Raw genomic sequence first — 19,197 nt, 5'->3', positions numbered from 1 at the left:
TGGAAATGCTCGTCGGAATAGGTTTGATGCCCCACGGCAACCCGGTTTTGGAACCGCCCGATGATGAGACGAGAAAGCTGGCGGAAGTCCTTAGGGACATCGGAAAAGCTTTCGCCAGCGTTGACTCCTACGTGCTCGTCAGCCCGCACAACGTGAGGATGAGTGACCACCTCGGCGTTGTTATGGCGGAAAACCTGATTTCGTGGCTCGGCTTCGAGGGAAAAGAACTTCCGGGAGAGTGGAAGACTGACAGGGAACTGGCCGAGAAAATCTGCAGGGCTGAAAAAGATGCAGGAATTCCGATAGTTGATTTGAACTTCGCCAGCAGGAGTGGCCAATACTCGAGATGGCCCCTCAGCTGGGGGGAGCTTATCCCGCTCCAGTTCCTTGAGAAAAAACTCTTAGTCTTGATGACGCCGTCGAGGGGAATTGACAGGGAACCCCTCGTGAGGTCCGGAGAAATCCTGGGAAGAGTCCTTGAGGGGAGCGAGAAGAGGGTTGCCCTGGTAATCAGCGCCGACCACGGGCACGCGCACGACGAGAACGGGCCCTATGGATACAGGAAGGAGAGCGAGGAGTATGACAGGCTTATTATGAAGCTCATCAACGAGAACCGCCTCGAGGAGCTCCCAGAAATCCCCGAGGAGCTGGTGAACAAGGCTTTAGTTGACAGCTACTGGCAGATGCTCATGATGCTTGGAGCTATGAAGGTTGGAGAATTTGAGCTTAGGGAGAGCGCCTACGCCTGTCCAACGTACTTCGGCATGGCCGGAGCGCTATGGGTGAGAAGATGATAAGCATTAGTCCAGAACCTCAAAGCTTACCTCCAGCAGTCCCTTGCTCCGCCTGAAGCGAACTTTCCGGATTTTTATCTCCCCGATTTCTCCCGTCGTTCTTGTGTGCTCCTTATTACAGGCGTTGACGTTCCAGCCATCAATGACGACGATTTTGAGGATCTTTACCTCCGGAGGAACTGGAAAGAGGTCGTACATATCCTCGCCGAAGCGCTTCTCGGCTTCCTCGCGTGGAAGCTCGTGAACCTGAATCGGGACGTTTTCCTTGATTTTCTCGTTGGCAAGCCTCTCTATCTCGGCTATCTCCTCCAAAGTGGGCTTCCGGTCGAACTTGACCGTCAGGACTCCCCTGTTGCCTTTGACGTAGGTAGAAGCCGTCCACTTAGCTCCCTCGCCGAGAACCTTAACGAGGGCACCCTTGAGCACGTGAAGGGCCGTGTGAGTTCTGACTTCGATCGAAAACATTGTCATCCCCTTTCCAGTATTTGCGGAAAACCTATTAACGGTTGTGCCCTAAAGAGACAGGAGGAATGACGATGGAAAAGCTTGAGGAGATAGCCAAAGAACTCGGCGCCGAGATTCTCGAGGTAGGACGGCCTGTGAAGACAGTTGAACAGGCCACGAGAGAGACAGGAGCCTCTCCGAAGCAGGTAATAAAGTCGCTCGTGATAATAAGCGAGAAAGAAGCGTTGCTCGTCATAGTGGACGGCGAGTCCAGGGTGGACATGGGAAAGCTGGAGAGACTCTTCGGGAAGTGCCGCTTCGCGAAGCCGGAAGAGGTAAAGGAGCTCACCGGGTACGAGGTCGGCGGAGTCCCGCCGGTTGGTATTCCGCTCAGGACAATAGTTGATCCCAAGGTTCTCGAAAACGAGTACGTTATAGGCGGAGGTGGAGCCATCGATAGGCTGCTCCGGATAGAGCCTAGAAAAATCGTCGAGTACCAGAATGCTGAGGTTATAGATGTTAGGAAATAAAGGCATCCAGAGTTATCAACGCGCCGGGGTAAATCGGGAGAACAGTTATCCGAGCCCATCCTGAATGTTTTTCAGTTCACCCCTTTTTGGGCCGAATAAATCCCAGCAAGACCTTGCATTGTTAAACGAAAACCGTTATAAGTGTAAAGACCAATACACCAACGGACAAGGTTTTTGAGGTGAACGAAAATGGCCGAGAAGAAAAAGAAGAGGGTTCTAATCTTGGGTGCCGCTGGAAGGGACTTCCACAACTTCAACGTGTTCTTCAGGGACAATCCAGAATACGAGGTCGTTGCCTTCACTGCTACCCAGATTCCGGACATCGAGGGAAGGCTCTACCCACCCGAGCTCGCCGGCGAGCTCTACCCGAACGGGATTCCGATATTGAGCGAAGACGACATGGAGAAGATAATCAAGGAGCACGACATTGACATCGTTGTCTTCGCCTACTCAGACGTCTCACACGAGCACGTCATGCACCTCGCAAGCAGAGCCCACTCCGCTGGAGCCGACTTCTGGCTCCTCGGCCCGAAGAGCACCATGCTCAAGTCCAGCAAGCCGGTAGTAGCGGTCACCGCCGTCAGAACCGGCTGTGGAAAGAGCCAGACCTCAAGAAAGGTCGCCCAGCTCCTCCAGGAGATGGGCTACAAGGTCGTTGCCATAAGGCACCCGATGCCCTACGGCGACCTCAGGAAGCAGGTCGTCCAGAGGTTTGCCACCTTCGAGGACCTCGACAAGTACGAGTGCACCATCGAGGAGCGCGAGGAGTACGAGCCCTACATCGAGAGGGGAATGGTTGTCTACGCCGGCGTTGACTACGAGAAGATTCTCCGCGAGGCCGAGAAAGAAGCCGACATAATCCTCTGGGACGGCGGAAACAACGACTTCCCGTTCTACGAGCCCGACCTCTGGATAGTCGTCACCGACCCGCACAGGCCGGGCCACGAGCTCAAGTACCACCCAGGTGAGACCAACTTCAGGAGCGCTGACGTCATCATAATCAACAAGATTGACACCGCCAACAGGGACGACATCCAGAAGGTCCGTGAGAACATTGAGAAGATCAACCCGAACGCCACCGTTATCGAAGCGGCTTCGCCAATATTCGTTGACAAGCCCGAGCTGATAAAGGGCAAGCGCGTCCTGGTCGTTGAGGACGGACCAACGCTCACACACGGCGGCATGAAGTACGGCGCCGGATACGTCGCCGCCAAGAAGTTCGGTGCAAAGGAGATAATCGACCCGAGGCCCTACGCGGTCGGCTCAATCGTCGAGACCTACAAGAAGTACCCGCACCTCGACGTCATTCTGCCGGCCATGGGCTACGGCAAGAAGCAGATCAAGGAGCTTGAGGAGACCATCAACAGAGCCGATGCCGACGTCGTCGTCATGGGCACCCCCGTTGACCTCCGCAGGTTCATGAACCTCAACAAGCCGGCCGTTCGCGTCAAGTACGAACTCGAAGAAATCGGCCAGCCCAAGCTCAAGGACGTCCTTGAGGAGTGGGTTAAGAACTGCGAGAAGCTCAAGAAGTGAGCTTCTGCCATCTGTTTCTTTTCCCTCCTTTCAAAATCCTATTATATACCAATGAATTAAACTCAAAGCAAGGGTGATGGCATGATTGTGGTGTTCTCTCTGTTCCCCCTCATCTGGCTTCTCAACTTGATATCAGTGATCTGGGTCACCTACGATGTCATAACAAACCAAAAGAAGATGCCCGATGCTGAAAAGATTATCTGGATTCTGGTGGCACTGTTCCTCAACCTTATAGGTGCCATCATATACTACCTTATCGTTAAGGCCAGCCACAAGTATGAAGAAACTCCCGAGGAAAGGTTCGAAGGACTTGACCAACCTATTGAGATCTGACCGGAAGCCTTTTAGGAAGAAATTATCAACCTCCTCCGCCCGGGGAGTGCCGCCGAAGGCGGAGCCGATGAACTTGGGCGGGTTATTACCCCCTTTAGGTGACTGAAATGAGGGAATATATAATCTACGCAGTTCTGGCCGCTTTCTTCGCATCGCTCGTCCCGATATTCGGAAAGCTCGGCCTCAAGGACGTCAATCCAACCCTAGCGACCGCGGTGAGGGCAGTTATAATGGCGGTCTTTCTGGTGGGAGTTGCCCTCCTCAGCGGCTCCACTAAGGTCGGTGAGATCAACGGCAGGGCTCTCCTCCTGATAACCCTCTCCGGGCTTGCCGGGGCGCTCTCGTGGCTGTTCTACTTCATGGCCATAAAGAACGGAAGGGTCCCCTCGGTTATCGCAATAGACAAAACTAGCGTTGCCCTCGCGATATTCCTATCGTGGCTCGTCCTCGGGAGTAAGATGGATCTAAAAACAGCGCTTGGGGCGCTCCTGATAGTCATCGGGGCGATTTTGGTGTCGCTGTGAAGGAGTTTATAAAAAGGTGAAAGGTGAGAACTCACACTTCTCAAGGTTTATAAAGGGTTGAGAAGTTAAACTTCTAACTCCCCCACAACCTGCACTATAACCCTTCTGTGTCTCGGCCTGACGTCAAGCTCAACGAAGAATATCTGCTGCCACGTGCCCCTCACCAAACGGCCATCAACGACCGGGAAGCACTCGCTCGCGCCGAGGAGAGTGGCCCTAAGGTGGCTGTGGGCGTTGTCGTCTATCCTGTCGTGGAGGTATCCCCTTCCCTTAGGAACAAGCTCCCTCAGGGTTCTCTTAAAGTCCTCCAGGAGTCCAGATTCGTGTTCTATCGTGACTATCGCACCCGTTGCTCCGGGCACAAAGACAAGAACCTGCCCGTTTTCTATTCCGCTCTCCTCAACGGCCTTCTCGACTTCCTCCGTTATGTCCACTAAGTCAATCTCGCCCCTGGTTGAGAAGCGAAGCTCCTTCGTGAAGACCTTCATTCCCCTTCACCCCCAAGAACCCGCAAGAGGCGTTCAATCTTATCAACGACTTCAAAAGGATCCCTGCCGAAGATATAAACCACGGGTTCAACCCCATGGCCACCTTCATCGATAACCACATCGTACAGGTCAATCGAGAAGGGGCTGGCTATCTTTTTCACGGCTTCCCTTTCCTCAAGCCCCTCAGTGCTCACTCTGGCGACCTTGAACCTAAGAAGCTTTAGAGCCCTCTCAACGTCCTCCCCATAGCGAATGTTCAGGACACACCTGACTTCGGGCCTTAATTTTCCGACCTCGACAAGGATACCAGCCGTAAACCGGCTTGCTCCGAACTCCGGAGGCAGCGCGTAGGGTTTCCCCTTCGCAAGGGTTATCCTTCCAGGAACAGCCGCCACATCTTCGGGGCCGAGAGGCGATTGCACCGAGTAAGCAAAGTTGCTTCTAACCTCGGGGATTAGCTCGCCAAAATTCTGAAGGGCGGTTAAACGTCTTAAAGCGAGCGAAAGCTTCTCCAACACCTCTCCCTTCCCGGAGGTCAAGTATATCGTGTGACAGGCTTCCTCACTGATCCCCGCGTACTCGGCGTAAAACCTGCAGAGAAAGCCGCTCTGGAAGAGCTCGACCAATCGTCTGGAAACGAGAACTATGGCTTCTTCCTTGGTACCCCCATAGAGAATGAACCTCCCAACTTCCTCCGCTATCTCCTCTATCTTACGGGCGAGCTCATCTGGCGGCTTCTTGTATTTACCAGATAGGTACTTGCTCACCATCGCCTGAGTAACCCCGAGATAGTCCGCGATTTCAGCCTGCTTGAAGTTCCCCTTGTAAAGAACTTCGGCAATCTTCGCCCGCAGATAGGGCATTATTACCTCTGCCAGATAAACTGCTGGAGTCCTCATAACCACCACCGGCCAGGGGTATAACCGGCACACAGCCTAAAGAGGTTGCGGTTGCCCTTCATCATAAAAATGTTAAAAAACGTTTAAAAACCCATCGTTTTTTACACCGGAAGGGCTCTTATGGACTGGAAAGGGCGCGACGTGATAAGCATACGGGACTTCTCCAAGGAGGATATCGAGTTTGTTTTAAACGTTGCCGAAAGGCTTGAAGAGGAACTCAAGGAAAAAGGTTCACTCGACTACGCGCGCGGCAAAATCCTTGCGACACTCTTCTTCGAGCCGTCAACGAGGACGAGACTTAGCTTTGAGTCGGCGATGCACAGGCTCGGAGGCTCGGTTATAGGCTTCTCCTCCGCATCAAGCACGAGCGTCAAAAAGGGGGAGAGTCTGGCGGATACGATAAAGACAGTGGAGCAGTACAGCGACGTGATAGTGATAAGGCACCCAATGGAGGGCGCCGCGAGGTTAGCCGCTGAAGTAGCGGAAATTCCTGTCATCAACGCCGGCGACGGTAGCAACCAGCATCCAACTCAGACTTTGCTAGACCTATACACCATAAAACACACCTTTGGGAAGATAGACGGCTTAACAATCGGTCTGCTCGGCGATTTAAAGTATGGCAGAACCGTCCACAGCTTAGCAGAGGCTCTGGCCTTCTACGACGTCGAGCTCTACCTCATTTCACCCGAGCTCTTGAGAATGCCAAAACACATAGTTGACGAGCTCCGCGAGAAGGGGGTAAAAGTCCACGAAACGACCGACCTTGAGGGCACAATTCCTGAGCTGGACGTCCTCTACGTGACGAGGATCCAGAGGGAGCGCTTCCCGGACGAGGAGGAGTACCTGAAGGTCAAGGGAAGCTACCAGGTGAACTTATCGATCCTCAAGAACGCCAAGGAAAGCCTGAAGATAATGCACCCGCTTCCGAGGGTTGATGAAATTCACCCGGAAGTTGACAAAAGCGAGCGCGCCCTCTACTTCAGGCAGGTCTTCTCAGGCGTTCCGGTGAGAATGGCCCTTCTCGGACTGACGCTGGGGGTGCTCTGAATGCCGGAGCTGAAGATTGAGGTAATTCCCGAGGGGACCGTCATAGACCACATCCCAGTTGGAAAGTGGCTCAAGGTCGTGGAGATTCTGGGCTTAACCAAGCCAAACGGTGGGACTCTCCTCATTGCCTCGAACGTCCCAAGCAAGAAGCTCGGAAGGAAGGACATCGTGAAGGTCGAAGGGAGGTATCTGAGCGAGGAGGAGGTTAATAAGATAGCACTCATAGCTCCTATGGCTACTGTGAACATCGTAAAAGACTACAAGATCATCGAGAAGTTCAACGTGGAGATTCCGGATGAAATAGTTGGCATCCTGAGGTGCCCGAACCCGAACTGCGTCAGCAACCACGAGTACGTGGTTCCAAAGTTCAAGGTCGAGAGCAGGGAACCGCTCAAGCTCCGCTGCCACTACTGTGAAAGAACCATAGAAGGGGATGAGATACTCGGCAACCTCTGAGGAAGACTTTTAACTGACTCTTCCACCTTTTTTCTGTTATGTTCACGGTCGAGGAAATCCAAGAACTCGTCAGACAGATCAGGAGGGAGCACGGCCTCCCGGAAAGTCCGTTCAGGATAGACGAAGTTCGCTACGATGAAGAGGGCGACAAGCTCTTCATAATAGCCCACGACAGAACTGACAAGAGCGTCCTCATCGGCAACAGCCTGGTCATTGGAAAGCTCAGGGAGAGGCTTGGGATCAAGCAGGTGACTGTCTATTCAAACCTCGACCTTGAGGTAAAGAGGAGGAAGCTGGAAGAGGCAGAGAAGCTCGTGAAAGGCACGGAGCTGGAGTTTCTCTTTCCAATAATCGAGGCGGAAAAGCGCTTTCCCCCTAGGAAGTGGCCAGAGGTGAAAGGGGACGTTAAAACGCTGATTTTCCTGAGCTTTAATGCGAGAGCTTTGCTCGGCTTCGCCGAGAAACTAGGCTTGCCCTACGAGGCTGTTGGGATACGTTACGCCTTTCCAAAGCTCCAATACGAGCCCGTGAAAGGAGAGCCGAGAGAGCTCCTCTTCCCGGACGAAGGGAAGCTCGTAGAGCTCGCAAAGGAAAGGGGGGCAAAACTAGTTCTCGCGGACTTTCCCCTCGGGCTGAGGTGGAGCGAGGGGATAGCGCTCCTCAACCCGTTCCGCTTCCTTCACATCGGATTCTTTGAACTGAAATACCTCTTCGGCTTTGAGTTTCCCACGATGATTGATTACGACGCCCTCGTCCGCTTTGTAGCCGAGCTAACGTACGAGGGCCTTATGGAATCAACGGACGGGGCAAACGTAATATGGCGCTACTGGAGGCGTAAGAGATGATAATTGGAGTAGTTGGGAAGATTGCCGCCGGAAAAACAACCGTCGCAAAGTTCTTCGAGGAGAAAGGCTTCTGCAGGGTCTCCTGCAGCGACCCGCTGATAGACCTGCTGACCCACAACGTCTCGGACTACTCGTGGATTCCAGAACTGCCTGAGAAGGCCGAGCCGACGCGCGACAGGCTTATCGAGTTCGGAAAGTACCTCAAGGACAAATACGGCGGAGATATCCTGATAAAACTAGCCGTTGACAAGAAAAGGCACTGCAAGAACATCGTCATCGACGGAGTCCGCTCGAGGGAGGAAATAGAGACCATAAAGAGACTGGGCGGAAAGGTAATCTATGTCGAGGCGAGGCCAGAAATAAGGTTCGAGAGGCTAATGAGAAGGAGAGCTGAAAAGGACAAGACCATCAAGAGCTTTGAGGACTTCAAGGCGATGGACGACGCCGAGGAAAGGCTCTACCACACGAGCGAGCTGAAGGACCTCGCGGATTACATCATTGTAAACGAGGGCACTCTGGAGGAGCTGAGGAAGAAGGTGGAAAAAATAATAGGAGAGCTCTCAGCGTCTGGCCCATAGTACCAAGGTCAGAGTCGAAAGCAGAAACAGAAGGGCAAAGATCCATGGGGGCGATTGTTCGAGCTTTTCTTCCCCTATCACAGAGACTTCAAGGCTAATCGGCGTCCTGTTTACGGGAACGGCCATGTAGGTCACGTTGACGGTTTTGGAGTCAAGGCTGATTTCTCTGGATTTAACGCTCAGACTGCACTTTTTAACCACTACTTCAAGCTCGCTGAAGCCTAATTCAACCGGATCGAACTTTCCATCGAAAACCGTGACGTTGCTCACGTTGTTCAGGATGCCTATAGAGATGCCCTCAAAGGAGAAATAGGCACTCGTGACGTTTCCAAGGGGCTTGATGAAGACTTTAACCCCCCCGTTCCCTTGCAACAGGAAGAGGAGAGAGGCGTTGATCAGCAGGGTTCTAATCCTGTGATCGGGGCCGGGTAGTTCGGAGTAGCTGATGTTCGAGGCAAAGACCCCGAAGAACCCCTCCCCTGGGGAATAATGAACGGAGCTTAGAACACCTTCCAGCGGCAGGGTGACGTTTAGGCACTCCCCGCTTTCCAGGTGATCAATCAGCAGCCACGGAACCGATCCGTTCCCCAACCCACCGATGAGAACGGGGCCGTCTCCACCAAAAGATGGAACGTAAAAAAAGTTTCTCATGGGGTTGAGGGGATCCGTCTCTCCCACGAGGGAGCTGGGAAGGGAGTACTTGACGGCCTTAAGGACAGAACCGGAGGAATCGAGCTCCGCCGTTACGAAGTCCGTGGCGTTGAGAATCCAAGAGAGGAAGAGACCGCCGTTGGAGCGGGTGATTTGGTAGGGACCAAGGACATCCCCAAGGGGAATCCTCACGGCCGAGGTCACGTCCCCCGAATAGCTCAGGTTCATGAGAATTACTCCAATATCCCCTCCGGGGCCCAGGGTCAGCCCCGCTGCCAGAACACCTTCTCCGCTGGGAACCGCATCTAGGAACATGCCCTGAGCCTCCTCGCCCAAATTGTAGGCCCTGGACCACACCACGTTCCCCGAGTCATCGAGCATAACGGCCAGGGGAACGGCGTAGCCGGAAGGTCCGGCCTCCCCCAGGAGCAAGAAGCCGTTTTCAGTCTTGATTCCCGTGTAGAAAGCCATGCCTCCCATAGTCGAGTAGTTGTAGGCCCACTTCAGCTCCCTGTCCGGCCCAACGTTCAGGAAGATGGCCCATGAAGGCCTGCGCAGGCCCATCCAGAACGGGGCTGTGTAGCCAAAGTAGTGATGCCCGTCCAAGTCCCGAAGGAAGAGCATATAGCCACTGGACTTTACCACGAGGTGAGCCGAGGCGTAGGGGAGCAGGAGGAATAGTATCCCTAAACCTGCCAGTGTCCTCTTCATTACAACCACCAAAAACACTCGAGTTCCTATGCTAAAAAGTATTTCGGTGAACGACAGGGATATAAAGGGGCGTTCCGATAGCATAGGGGTGATCTCATGAACCTCCTGGTCATCGCCCCCTGCCTGCTCAGTCCTTTCTACGTCTACCGTGGGCCGAAGGAGAAAGAATATGAAACCGCGAGAAGGCTGAGGGAGCTGATAGGAGAGCTCGACGGTGAGTGGCAGGTTTTGGCGTATCCCTGTCCGGAGTTCGAGCTGATCGGCTGGCCGAGGGCACCTGCGAGCAGGGAAGTCTACGAGAAGTTGGGCATGCGCGAGAGGGCAAAGATAATAGCGGATTTCATCGGAAGGGTTCTAACCGATGAGAAGCCCGAAAAAGTCGTCTTTGTAGGCGTCAAGGGCTCTCCAACCTGCGGCGTCTTCCACACCAGCTCAAGCGACCCCGAGAGCTATCCCTACAGGGCTATGCAGGAGTTCTTCTACCTGAGCAAGGAGGAGAGGCTCAAGCGCTCGAAGGAGCTTGTGAGGGACCAGGGTTTCAAGCTTAAGCCTTTGCCCGGGATACTCTTCGAGATACTTATGGCAAGATTCCCGGAGGCCACTTATTTGGAGTTCGACAAGGGCGGTATAGATGGAAGCATTGAGAGGCTGGAAGAGGCACTTGGACTGGAAAGCGGTTCCGGATGATGTTGTACTCACTTTGTTTTTGGGTTTTCTCCACCTCATGACGGTTCCTCTAAATGTCCCCCACAGATGTTCCTATGGGAATGTGGCCATTAGTTATCTCGCGCCCCTTTAGGAGGAAAGCAAAAACATGAGCAAAGGATGAGTAGTAGTCCCGACGCGACGGTGATGCTCTACACCCATATCGTCACGCCAGAAGAGAGGAGCAAGAAACCCGCTTGACTATGCTGATAACCAGTATAGCGATCCTCGTGATAATAGGGAAGAAGCTGAAGTGATTACATCACTTTCTTTTCTCCAAAAATTTCAAGATAGGATATCCGTGACCAAGGGATTAATATCTCTTTCGGCCCATTTCTTAAGATAAGGTAATTACTGTTGAAGATATCCCAAATCTTGCCTTCAAATTGTCCATCTGGCGTTATCACTTTGATTAAAGGGGATCTCTGCAACAAATAAACTTTCTTCTTTGGCAAGAATTCAACACTATTCCAGAGCTGAATAATTACCTGCTTTTGTAAGCGAGGATACAAGATTAAAAGCAATGAAAGCATTCCAACTATGTCTACTCCCAGCAAAATGGCACTTTCACTCATGTTACCCTCAAATCCAACAATAATGGATAGATACAGTGGGACAATAGAACCAACAGTGAAGTTAATAAAATTAGCCAAATTTTTCAGCTTTGTTGGGCTAAATGTCATAAAGAAAATCATAGGACTAGAAACGATGACTAGAGTCCAGAGACCAAATAGGAATACCCCAATCTGCTCAGTGCTAAGATTGCTACGATAATACACAAAACCACCAAGGAGAAGTGAAAACACAGAAGGCATCCAAAAATACATTTTCATTAAGTTCTCATTGTTAAAACCTGCTCTCAGATCGAACTCGCGGTATAAATCTCGCAGAAAATCCTTAATGCCCGGATACTCTCTAAAAACACACCATAGCTCATTACGTCTACGCCAGTCCACAATCATATCAAGATCCTTAAGATGGCTCAAGATAGAAACCACGCTAGTTGCAATAAAAATAGCAATTACAATAAGATGGATCCATTTGGCATTGCTCTCATTGAATAGCGAAAGCAAGTCCAAAACGTCCATAACTTGTCACCATTATTTTATTGATCCAATAGCCTCCCTCACCAGCCTTTCCGCCCTCTCCATCAGCTCTCTGGCTTTCTCCTCTGTATGGGCCTCAAGGGTTATGCGCATTATCGGCTCCGTTCCGCTCGGCCTGAAGAGAATCCACCACTCGTCGTTCTCGATTCTGACACCGTCGATGTCTATCAACCGCTTGTAGTCGAAGGTCTTGAGCGCCTCCCTCGCTATGATTTCCATCGCCTTAGCCTTCTTTTCGTTGGGGCAGGGGATTTTTGCCCTCAAAGTTACGTAGCGCGGAACTTCTCTGGCAAGCTCGCTGAGCGGGCCGAGTTTATCAATCATCTCCATAACAAGGGCGCCGGCGAAGATTCCATCCGGAGTGAGGTTCCACTGGGGGATTATCCACGTTCCGCTCGGCTCGCCGCCGAAGACACCGCCGTGCCTGGCCAGCTCATCAGCAACCGCAACGTCGCCGACGCGCGTCCTAATGACTTCACCGCCGAGTGGCTTAACGTAGTCGTCGAGGGCGAAGCCAGCATCTACTGTAGTAACGATTTTGCCCTTCCCGAACTTCCTCAGCATGTAGCCCGCTATAAGAGAGAGCATCACCTCGTACTCGACGAAGTTGCCCTGATCATCGACTACTCCAATCCTGTCGGCATCGCCGTCGTGGGCTATTCCAACGTCAGCGTTCATCGCCTTCACAGTCTTCGCCAAAGCTGATAGGCTCTTTGCGTTCGGCTCGAGCTCACGAACGAAAAAGCCGCTCGGGTGGGAGTTGAGCGAGATGACTTTATTCCCGAGCTCGCGCTGGAGGTAGGGGCTTAGAATTGAACCGGCCCCGTTGCCGGCGTCAAGGACAACGGTGTAGGAACCATCGAGGTGAACCATTTCAAGGGCCCTTTTGATGTACTCCTTTCTCGGGTCTGCCTTTCTAACGGTTCCGATTTTGTTCCAAGAAGCTTTTTTGAAGTTTCCGGAGTCGATTATCGCCTCAAGCTGAGCCTCCATCTCCGGCGTGTAGGCCATCCCGTTCGGCTGCCAGACCTTTATGCCGTTGTATTCCGGGGGATTGTGAGAAGCCGTTATCGTTACACCCGCATCGGCCCCGTAAAGCCTTATCGCGAAGCCGGTTAAGGGAGTCGGAGCCAAACCAATGTCTATAACCTCTACTCCTGTCGAGAGAAGTCCGCTTATCAGAGCGTTCTTCAGCATCTCACCGCTCGTCCTCGTGTCCCTTCCGACGACGACCGTTCCCCCGTCCAGATAAGTGCCCAGAGCCTTTCCAACCCTCAAAGCCAGCTCAGGTGTGAGCTTTTCGTTTACGACCTCCCTGATGCCGCTGGTTCCGAAGTACTTTCCCATGATGACCACCCGTGAAAGTTATGTTCGGTTGTCCGGAGAGGGAGATATAACCTTTTCCCCGAAAACGGACTCCCTCCTGCCTATGAAACAAAAATCCCACTAGTTGACCAGGGTATGGGGAAGTTGAGATGACACCTAAACAGTCCTCTAACAAAAATTCTTCTCCCGCAAACGGGACAAACTTTCGAAAAAGTCCTCTCAGAGAACCATGCTTTAGGAAGAAAGATAAAGGAAGAAGATCACTTCTTCTCAAGCCTGTATATGCCGACGCTGACCCTGTAGGAATCGACGTTCAGCGGGGCCTTGTACTCAACCCTGACCTGGAAAGGCTTGCTTGAGCCGTAAATCATGCTGTTAGTTTCGGATTCGGTCAGAACGTTGTCCTTCTCGTCGAGTATTACTATCTTTCCCACAGTTCCCTCGCTGCTCGCGTTGATGTAGTACTTGCCCGCTGGAAGGACGTGCGAGAGGTAGAAGACGTCCCCGCTCACCGTTTCTGTTTTGACCTCAACGGGAACCTTGGTGTAGAAGGTGTTGTAGTAGTACTGCATGCCAAAGACAGCGACTATTCCTATGAGGAGGAGCAGAAAGAAGCCAACGAACAGCTTTTTGATGAATCCCATTTTTTCACCTCCACAGAGTCAACAACCTAAGGAACGCAAGGCCATCTCGCGGAAAAGAAAAGCGGGATGAGCTCTGCTTTTTACAGGTTACTCACTTATGGGTAATAAGCCTTTCGGAGAAGGAAATTCGAAAAGAGGAAACAAATTTCCTTCAAGAGCGAAGGTTTTTCGCCAGCTCAACCAGTTTCCTTGCCCTTTCCAGAGAAACTTCATTTTCAACCTTTCCATCCCGCTTGATCCACGTCCCGACGATGAAGCCGTCCGCGTACTTCCACAGCTCCTGAAGATTGTCGTAGGTTGTTCCAGAGCCGACCAGAACGGGGACGGGGGAGATCCTCTTCGCCAAGGCGAGATTCTCAATGTCGACCGGCTTCCCGGTCGCTTTTCCGCTGACGACAACGGCATCGGCAAGGCCCCTCTCAACAGTATCTCTAAGCGAGTCCTCGAACTCCCCGAAGTGTACGGCGTGTTTGACGTGCACGTCGGCAAAGACCTTGATTTTGCTCGGGAGGAGCTTTCTCAGCTTTGCAAGCTCGTGGGCTATGCCCTCTATGATTCCCTGGTCTGTGTAAGCTACGCCACTGAGCACGTTCACCCTTATGAAGTCTGCCTTTACTGCGTAGGCTATCGAGTAGGCGGCGATGCCGTCATTGCGAAGGACGTTTATCCCAAGTGGAAGGGAAACTTCATCGCGGATTGCCTTAGCTACTGCCGTGAAAGCCGCAACCGTCGTTTTGTCAACGTACTTTGGGAAGGGAACGTCGCCGAAGTTCTCGACCATAACCGCGTCGAAGCCGGCTTTTTCAATCGTTTTTGCGTCCCTCAGTGCGGCTTTAATTATACCATCGAGATCCCCGTCGTAGAAGTAGGAACCGGGGAGCGGCTTAAGATGAACCATTCCGATGAGGGGCTTTTTCTCGAAGTCCATACCAACACCGTGATGACATTGACAGTGAGATTAATGAGGTTTGCGGGGGAAAGGCTGATATACTGGGTCAACCCAAACCACATAAGGTGGTGAAAATGGGAAAAGAGGAAAGCCCAAAGCTGCCCAAGTCAGTTCTCAGGCATCTCGAGCCAGGTGAAAGAGTTCTTTTTTCAATCAAGAAAAAGATAAGTCTGGAAAAACCAAAGTGGCTCCTTGTAACTGACAGAAGGATAATCTACCTCGACGAGAAGGTTCTCGGGAGGTACGACCTGAAGGCACTCCCATATCAGAAACTGGAGCAGGTAACGGTGAAGCTGGGGGTAATGTCATCCGAGTTCATAATAGAGGGCGAGGAGAACATAACGCTCAGGCTCGGCTGGATGAACAAGGAGGAGGCAAGGAAGGCAATAAACGCGATTAAAGACGCCCTCAATGCCATAGCAGTCGAGCCAGTTTCCATAGAGGTGAAAAAGGGATTGACAAGCGAGACATGGATTCTGAAGAAGCCGAAGGAGTTTGTAACGAGAACTATGCCAGCCTATCAGCCCGCCCAGCCGGTCGCGAAGGAAGAGAAGGAAGACCCGCTTGAGAAGCTTAAGAAGCTGAAGGAGCTCTACGACATGGGTGTCATAAGCCCGGAAGAATACGAGGAGAAAAGGAAGAAACTACTGGAAGAAATCTAGAGCAGAGCTATCTGCGTCTTTTAATTACCAATGGGAGCAGAGAGAAAGCAACAACTGCAACTGGACCGCAGATACCCCTCGAACTCTCTGAGGTCGCGGAGCCAGTTGTGGGTACTGGGCTGGACTGGGAACTGGAAGCTGTAGTGGTTGAAACCGTCGATGGTTCGAGGGGGTTAGTCGGGATTTCATTTTTTTCGTTGAGGTTCATCAGGAAAACTCCCGCGCTTTCCCTGGCGTACTGGTAGAATATCATCGCGTTTGTTATATCCTCGGTGGTGTTGCCCTTCTCGTAACTCTCGGCAAACTCATAGTAGGCTATAGCTATAAGGGGATGAATGCCCTTCATCTGGGCAAGACCTATGGCCGTTCTGGCGGCCTCTTTCATCCTCTGCAGTTTCTCCAGGAGAACCGTCATGTTGTCAGTGGCCAGGGTGTCCAGGAACACCTCCCCGCGGACTCTGGCTTCCATCGCGGTGAATATGGCCGCCGAGTACTTACCGTCATCGTAGTACCCCTCTGCCTCCTCTATCGTGGACGTGAGGTCGTTACCGAGGACATCGCCGTACATTGACTCTATGTAAGTGGCTATTAGGTTGGACTCATCGATGTAGTTCCTGGCTGTGTCCCTCAGGGATTCCCTGTCAATGACCTCGCCGCCGGCAAAGCGCTCCCCCAGTTCAGCCCAGAACCTGGCGGTTTGGATTCTTTCGTAAGAGTAAGCAGCCTCGCCGATCGAATCCCAGTAGTCGGAGTTGTAGTAATACCTCCAGGCGTTCTGAAGGCTGGTCTTGGCCTCCTCAACCCTTTCCTCGGCGGCCGCAACTGCCTGAAGCATTGTATAACCTCGTATAGTCAGGCCGGAAACGAACGCTTCCGTGGAATTCAGCTCTCTCTGAACGCGGTTGAGGAGGGAAGCTACATCCTCGGGCCTGGAAACTTCCACGTACCACTGGACGTGTCTTATGATTATTCTCGCCTGAAAGTCCTTACTGAGGGCGCTGTAATACATGCCGGAATCTATGTCCCTCTTGGCCTCGTCTATTATTTCCTTCGCCTGGTCGAGGGCCTGCTTGAGGGCAGTGTAGGTGGAGTAATCAACGTTGCTGTTCTTGAGCTCTTCCAGGACTTTATTGTAGTAATCGGTCGTGTTCTGATGGTCCCTCTGGGCATCGTCCTTAAGGAAGGACGTGTCTATGACAACGGTCGGGGGAACCTCAGGCTTAGGAAGTTTGTGGCCGGTGAAGTAGTAGACGGCATCGTAGATGTCGGCTACCTCCTTAACCTCAAGGCCCCAGCGCTCCCTGGCGTACTCCACAACGTCGACCTTCCTGCTCGTTGTTGTTATCTGAATAACCCCCCCGATGCTCCTCCTCTGAGTCTCCTGAACCACCTGAATCCTCTGCCCCTGGGGGATGAGGAAGAGCTTTGAACCCACGGATGCAGCGGCCGATGCCTTCTCGAGTATGCCTCCCACCGGGCCGATTGTACCGTCCGGGTTTATCATACCCGTCATCATGACGTCGTTTCTCACGTTCCAGCCCTCTAGGGCCGCTATTATGCCCACTGTCATAGTACCGCCGGCAGATGGGCCACCGATGATCGGTGTGTCAGCTTTCACCTGGACGAAGACGTCGTATCTGCTCATGTTCTTTCCAGTAACTTTGCCCGCTATCTGAGCAGCCAGTCTTGCACTCGCCTGCATATCCACCTGGGTCAGAGGCCAGGTTTCGAGGTAAACGTGCCCGCTTCCCGGGGCAACGGTTATGACAAAGGTTGTCGCAACGCCGACTAAATTACCCTCGGGTGTTTTTGCAACAGCCGGGGCCTTCAGGATCACTGTATGGCCTTCACAGGGACACTGAGCGGCCACTGGAGACGCCACCAGGAAGAGACTTCCAAGAATGATAAATGTTAACAGGACGGAATTAAGCAGAGCCCTTCTTGAGTTCATTAAACCACCTCCGGAGGCAATATCCGGGGAGGAGCTTAAAGTTTTTCCTTATCACAACTGTCATTTTTCAGTATTTCCCGATGACCTCCACAAATCCTCCAATTAAAGTGCCTTCAAATGAACGATAACCTTAAAACCCGATGTCCCAGAGCGTGCATCGAGGCGATGGAATATGGGCCTGTTCAGCGAGCTGATAGACAGGAAGTTCAGAAACATAGCGGAGAGACGCTATCGGGACATCCTGGAGAAATACCAGGAGTTCTTCCTGACCGAAGAGGAGATGATAATACCCGAGATAAACTCCATCCTCTTGGTTCTGGATCGGTATTCAGAGAAACCGGGGAAAGAAGTTTACGAGACCATATCAGCCTATCCCCATGCGGAGGTCTGCATGATCTATACCGTCGATGAAACCGTTGCTAGGCTTATCTCAGTGACCCTAGGCGAAGAAGAAGCCATGAAGTTCAGGGAGGTTGAGAGGGAACACGGTGAAAAGCTGCTGAAAGAAATAGAGGCCTCATTGAAAGAATTTGGCTTCGCAGTTAAGTCCAGACTCCTGTTTGGAGACAAAGGCGAGGTAGTAATAAATAGGGAAGACAAGTACGATCTCTTCGTTATCTCCAAGAAATACGGCGCAGAAACCTCAAAAACTTCTCCAATAAGTCCGCTCGTCATAAAGATAGTGCAGCACGTGGAGAAGCCGATAATGGTGTACTGAGGTGAGATCATGACAGTGAGCGGGCAGGAGCTTTTTGCACTCATAGTCTTCATAGGAGCGTACGCAGCGATAATGTCAGAAAAGATCCACAGAACGGTAGCCGCTATGGTGGGAGCCTCTCTAGTCCTGATTGCCAAAACGGTCCCGTGGGAAAAACTCCCCGAGTACCTCGACCTCGACACGATACTTCTCCTGGCGGGGATGATGGTAATCGTGAACATAGCCCGGGAAAGCGGTCTCTTTGAGTACATAGCAATAAAGACGGCAAAGCTCTCGAAGGGTAGCCCCATGAAAGTTCTCCTGCTTTTCGCGGTCGTTACAGCAGTTGTAAGTGCTTTTCTCGACAACGTTACCACCGTTCTCCTCCTGACCCCCATGCTTCTCTACATAACCAGGCAGATGGAGATAAACCCGGTGCCGTTTTTACTAGCTGAAATCTTCGCATCAAACATCGGCGGAACGGCCACACTCATTGGAGACCCCCCGAACATTATGATAGCCTCTGCCGCGGGGTTGAGCTTTAACGACTTCCTAGTCAACATGGCCCCGATAGCTATCCTCGACCTCTTCATCACCATAGGGATTATTTACATAGCCTACAGAAGTGCCATGAACGTCCACAAGGATCGTGCGGAGAAGATAAAACTGAGCATAATGAGCCTCAACGAAGACGACGCAATAAGGGACAGAGGCCTGTTCAAAAAGTCCCTGACAATAATAGGACTGGTAGTTCTCGGGTTCTTTTTCCACGACAAACTTGGGGTCGAGCCGGCTGTGATAGCCCTCACAGGCGCTTCAGTACTGCTCCTCTGGAGCAGGGCATCACCGGAGGAAGCACTGGAGAAGGTCGAATGGACAACGCTCTTTTTCTTCGGGGGGCTGTTCATCATAGTTGGCGCACTGGTGGAGACAGGGACAATAGCCCAGGTGGCCAACTGGATGATGGGACACATACACAGCGAAGGTGAAGCCATAGCAATAATAACCTGGTTCTCGGCAGTATCAAGCGCCGTTGTGGATAACATACCCTTTACCGCCACAATGATACCGATAATAAAAGCTATGAGCGGAACTCTCAACGTCTATCCCCTTTGGTGGGCCCTCTCTCTGGGAGCGTGCCTGGGAGGAAACGGCACAGCGATAGGGGCAAGTGCCAACGTCGTCGTCATAGGAATGGCCCACAGGGAGGGAATAAGAATAACCTTCGGGGATTTCCTCAAGATGGGAATGACAATCATGACAATTACCGTCGCCGTGGGAATGGGAATAATATGGCTGAGGTACGTTGGACTGTGAGGTG

The 19,197-nt window shown here is 52.1% G+C and carries 22 protein-coding genes; 13 read left to right on the top strand and 9 right to left on the bottom strand.

Features of this window, described 5'->3' with window-relative positions; genetic code table 11:
- The first annotated feature begins 5 nt into the window (after positions 1-5).
- Positions 6-794, top strand: a complete 789-nt coding sequence (locus tag A3K92_RS00240; protein ID WP_088884365.1) for a DODA-type extradiol aromatic ring-opening family dioxygenase — start codon at positions 6-8, stop codon at positions 792-794.
- Between the two features lie 6 nt (positions 795-800).
- Here the strand turns inward: A3K92_RS00240 and A3K92_RS00235 are convergent, their stop codons facing one another.
- Positions 801-1,259: an alanyl-tRNA editing protein gene (locus A3K92_RS00235; protein ID WP_088884364.1), complete on the bottom strand. Its 459-nt coding sequence runs from the start codon at positions 1,257-1,259 to the stop codon at positions 801-803.
- Between the two features lie 65 nt (positions 1,260-1,324).
- On the opposite strand from A3K92_RS00235, the gene A3K92_RS00230 reads away from it, so the two are divergent.
- The 4 genes from A3K92_RS00230 (at position 1,325) to A3K92_RS00215 (ending at position 4,161) form a co-directional block, all read left to right on the top strand.
- A complete protein-coding gene (locus A3K92_RS00230) occupies positions 1,325-1,768 on the top strand; it encodes an aminoacyl-tRNA deacylase (RefSeq protein ID WP_232460880.1) in 444 nt (147 codons plus the stop codon).
- Between the two features lie 189 nt (positions 1,769-1,957).
- The gene (locus A3K92_RS00225; protein ID WP_088884362.1) at positions 1,958-3,304 is read left to right on the top strand and encodes a cyclic 2,3-diphosphoglycerate synthase; all 1,347 of its coding nucleotides are present in this window, start codon (positions 1,958-1,960) and stop codon (positions 3,302-3,304) included.
- Positions 3,305-3,385: 81 nt separating this feature from the next.
- Complete coding sequence (locus tag A3K92_RS00220) at positions 3,386-3,637, top strand: PLDc N-terminal domain-containing protein (protein ID WP_088884361.1); 252 nt, start codon at positions 3,386-3,388, stop codon at positions 3,635-3,637.
- Positions 3,638-3,744: 107 nt separating this feature from the next.
- Positions 3,745-4,161: an EamA family transporter gene (locus A3K92_RS00215; protein WP_088884360.1), complete on the top strand. Its 417-nt coding sequence runs from the start codon at positions 3,745-3,747 to the stop codon at positions 4,159-4,161.
- Positions 4,162-4,226: 65 nt separating this feature from the next.
- Here A3K92_RS00215 and A3K92_RS00210 read toward each other — a convergent pair whose 3' ends face one another.
- Both A3K92_RS00210 and A3K92_RS00205 read right to left on the bottom strand, forming a co-directional pair.
- Complete coding sequence (locus tag A3K92_RS00210; RefSeq protein ID WP_088884359.1) at positions 4,227-4,649, bottom strand: secondary thiamine-phosphate synthase enzyme YjbQ; 423 nt, start codon at positions 4,647-4,649, stop codon at positions 4,227-4,229.
- Entirely contained in the window at positions 4,646-5,548 is a 903-nt protein-coding gene (locus A3K92_RS00205; RefSeq protein WP_088884358.1) for a thiamine-phosphate synthase family protein, read from the bottom strand. Before A3K92_RS00205 ends, A3K92_RS00210 begins: the two co-directional genes overlap by 4 nt.
- Positions 5,549-5,668: 120 nt before the next feature.
- Here A3K92_RS00205 and pyrB point away from each other — a divergent pair, with 120 nt between their 5' ends.
- From pyrB to A3K92_RS00185, 4 genes are read left to right on the top strand one after another with little or no spacing between them, the layout of a single operon-like run.
- On the top strand, positions 5,669-6,595 hold the full coding sequence (pyrB, locus tag A3K92_RS00200; protein ID WP_088884357.1) for an aspartate carbamoyltransferase: 927 nt from the start codon (positions 5,669-5,671) through the stop codon (positions 6,593-6,595).
- Positions 6,596-7,051, top strand: a complete 456-nt coding sequence (gene pyrI, locus A3K92_RS00195) for an aspartate carbamoyltransferase regulatory subunit (RefSeq protein WP_088884356.1) — start codon at positions 6,596-6,598, stop codon at positions 7,049-7,051.
- 38 nt (positions 7,052-7,089) lie between these two features.
- Positions 7,090-7,896, top strand: a complete 807-nt coding sequence (locus A3K92_RS00190) for a hypothetical protein (protein ID WP_088884355.1) — start codon at positions 7,090-7,092, stop codon at positions 7,894-7,896.
- On the top strand, positions 7,893-8,474 hold the full coding sequence (locus A3K92_RS00185; protein ID WP_088884354.1) for an AAA family ATPase: 582 nt from the start codon (positions 7,893-7,895) through the stop codon (positions 8,472-8,474). The genes A3K92_RS00190 and A3K92_RS00185 overlap by 4 nt, the downstream gene beginning before the upstream one ends.
- Here A3K92_RS00185 and A3K92_RS00180 read toward each other — a convergent pair.
- Positions 8,457-9,845: a hypothetical protein gene (locus A3K92_RS00180; protein WP_157722391.1), complete on the bottom strand. Its 1,389-nt coding sequence runs from the start codon at positions 9,843-9,845 to the stop codon at positions 8,457-8,459. The two genes, A3K92_RS00185 and A3K92_RS00180, sit on opposite strands and share 18 nt — an antisense overlap.
- Before the next feature lie 87 nt (positions 9,846-9,932).
- On the opposite strand from A3K92_RS00180, the gene A3K92_RS00175 reads away from it, so the two are divergent.
- The gene (locus tag A3K92_RS00175) at positions 9,933-10,523 is read left to right on the top strand and encodes a hypothetical protein (RefSeq protein WP_088884352.1); all 591 of its coding nucleotides are present in this window, start codon (positions 9,933-9,935) and stop codon (positions 10,521-10,523) included.
- Between the two features lie 275 nt (positions 10,524-10,798).
- On the opposite strand, the gene A3K92_RS00170 is transcribed toward A3K92_RS00175, so the two are convergent.
- The 4 genes from A3K92_RS00170 to A3K92_RS00155 all read right to left on the bottom strand — a co-directional run bounded on the left by A3K92_RS00170 (position 10,799) and on the right by A3K92_RS00155 (position 14,545).
- Complete coding sequence (locus A3K92_RS00170; RefSeq protein WP_088884351.1) at positions 10,799-11,629, bottom strand: hypothetical protein; 831 nt, start codon at positions 11,627-11,629, stop codon at positions 10,799-10,801.
- A gap of 12 nt (positions 11,630-11,641) precedes the next feature.
- A complete protein-coding gene (gene glmM, locus A3K92_RS00165; RefSeq protein WP_088884350.1) occupies positions 11,642-12,994 on the bottom strand; it encodes a phosphoglucosamine mutase in 1,353 nt (450 codons plus the stop codon).
- Positions 12,995-13,233: 239 nt separating this feature from the next.
- Complete coding sequence (locus A3K92_RS00160) at positions 13,234-13,617, bottom strand: hypothetical protein (protein ID WP_088884349.1); 384 nt, start codon at positions 13,615-13,617, stop codon at positions 13,234-13,236.
- A gap of 151 nt (positions 13,618-13,768) precedes the next feature.
- Positions 13,769-14,545, bottom strand: coding sequence for a BtpA/SgcQ family protein (locus A3K92_RS00155; RefSeq protein WP_088884348.1), 777 nt, complete (start codon positions 14,543-14,545; stop codon positions 13,769-13,771).
- 95 nt (positions 14,546-14,640) lie between these two features.
- Here A3K92_RS00155 and A3K92_RS00150 point away from each other — a divergent pair, with 95 nt between their 5' ends.
- A complete protein-coding gene (locus tag A3K92_RS00150; RefSeq protein ID WP_088884347.1) occupies positions 14,641-15,228 on the top strand; it encodes a PH domain-containing protein in 588 nt (195 codons plus the stop codon).
- 7 nt (positions 15,229-15,235) lie between these two features.
- Here the strand turns inward: A3K92_RS00150 and A3K92_RS00145 are convergent, their stop codons facing one another.
- Positions 15,236-17,179: a S16 family serine protease gene (locus tag A3K92_RS00145; RefSeq protein WP_088884346.1), complete on the bottom strand. Its 1,944-nt coding sequence runs from the start codon at positions 17,177-17,179 to the stop codon at positions 15,236-15,238.
- Between the two features lie 172 nt (positions 17,180-17,351).
- Here A3K92_RS00145 and A3K92_RS00140 point away from each other — a divergent pair, with 172 nt between their 5' ends.
- Positions 17,352-17,897: a hypothetical protein gene (locus tag A3K92_RS00140; RefSeq protein WP_088884345.1), complete on the top strand. Its 546-nt coding sequence runs from the start codon at positions 17,352-17,354 to the stop codon at positions 17,895-17,897.
- Between the two features lie 9 nt (positions 17,898-17,906).
- Positions 17,907-19,193, top strand: coding sequence for an ArsB/NhaD family transporter (locus A3K92_RS00135; protein ID WP_088884344.1), 1,287 nt, complete (start codon positions 17,907-17,909; stop codon positions 19,191-19,193).
- Positions 19,194-19,197 lie beyond the last annotated feature (4 nt).

This window comes from Thermococcus gorgonarius (genome assembly GCF_002214385.1).
Lineage (GTDB): Archaea > Methanobacteriota_B > Thermococci > Thermococcales > Thermococcaceae > Thermococcus > Thermococcus gorgonarius.
Note: the sequence above shows the minus strand (reverse complement) of the source record. Positions and strands in the feature narration are given on the sequence as shown.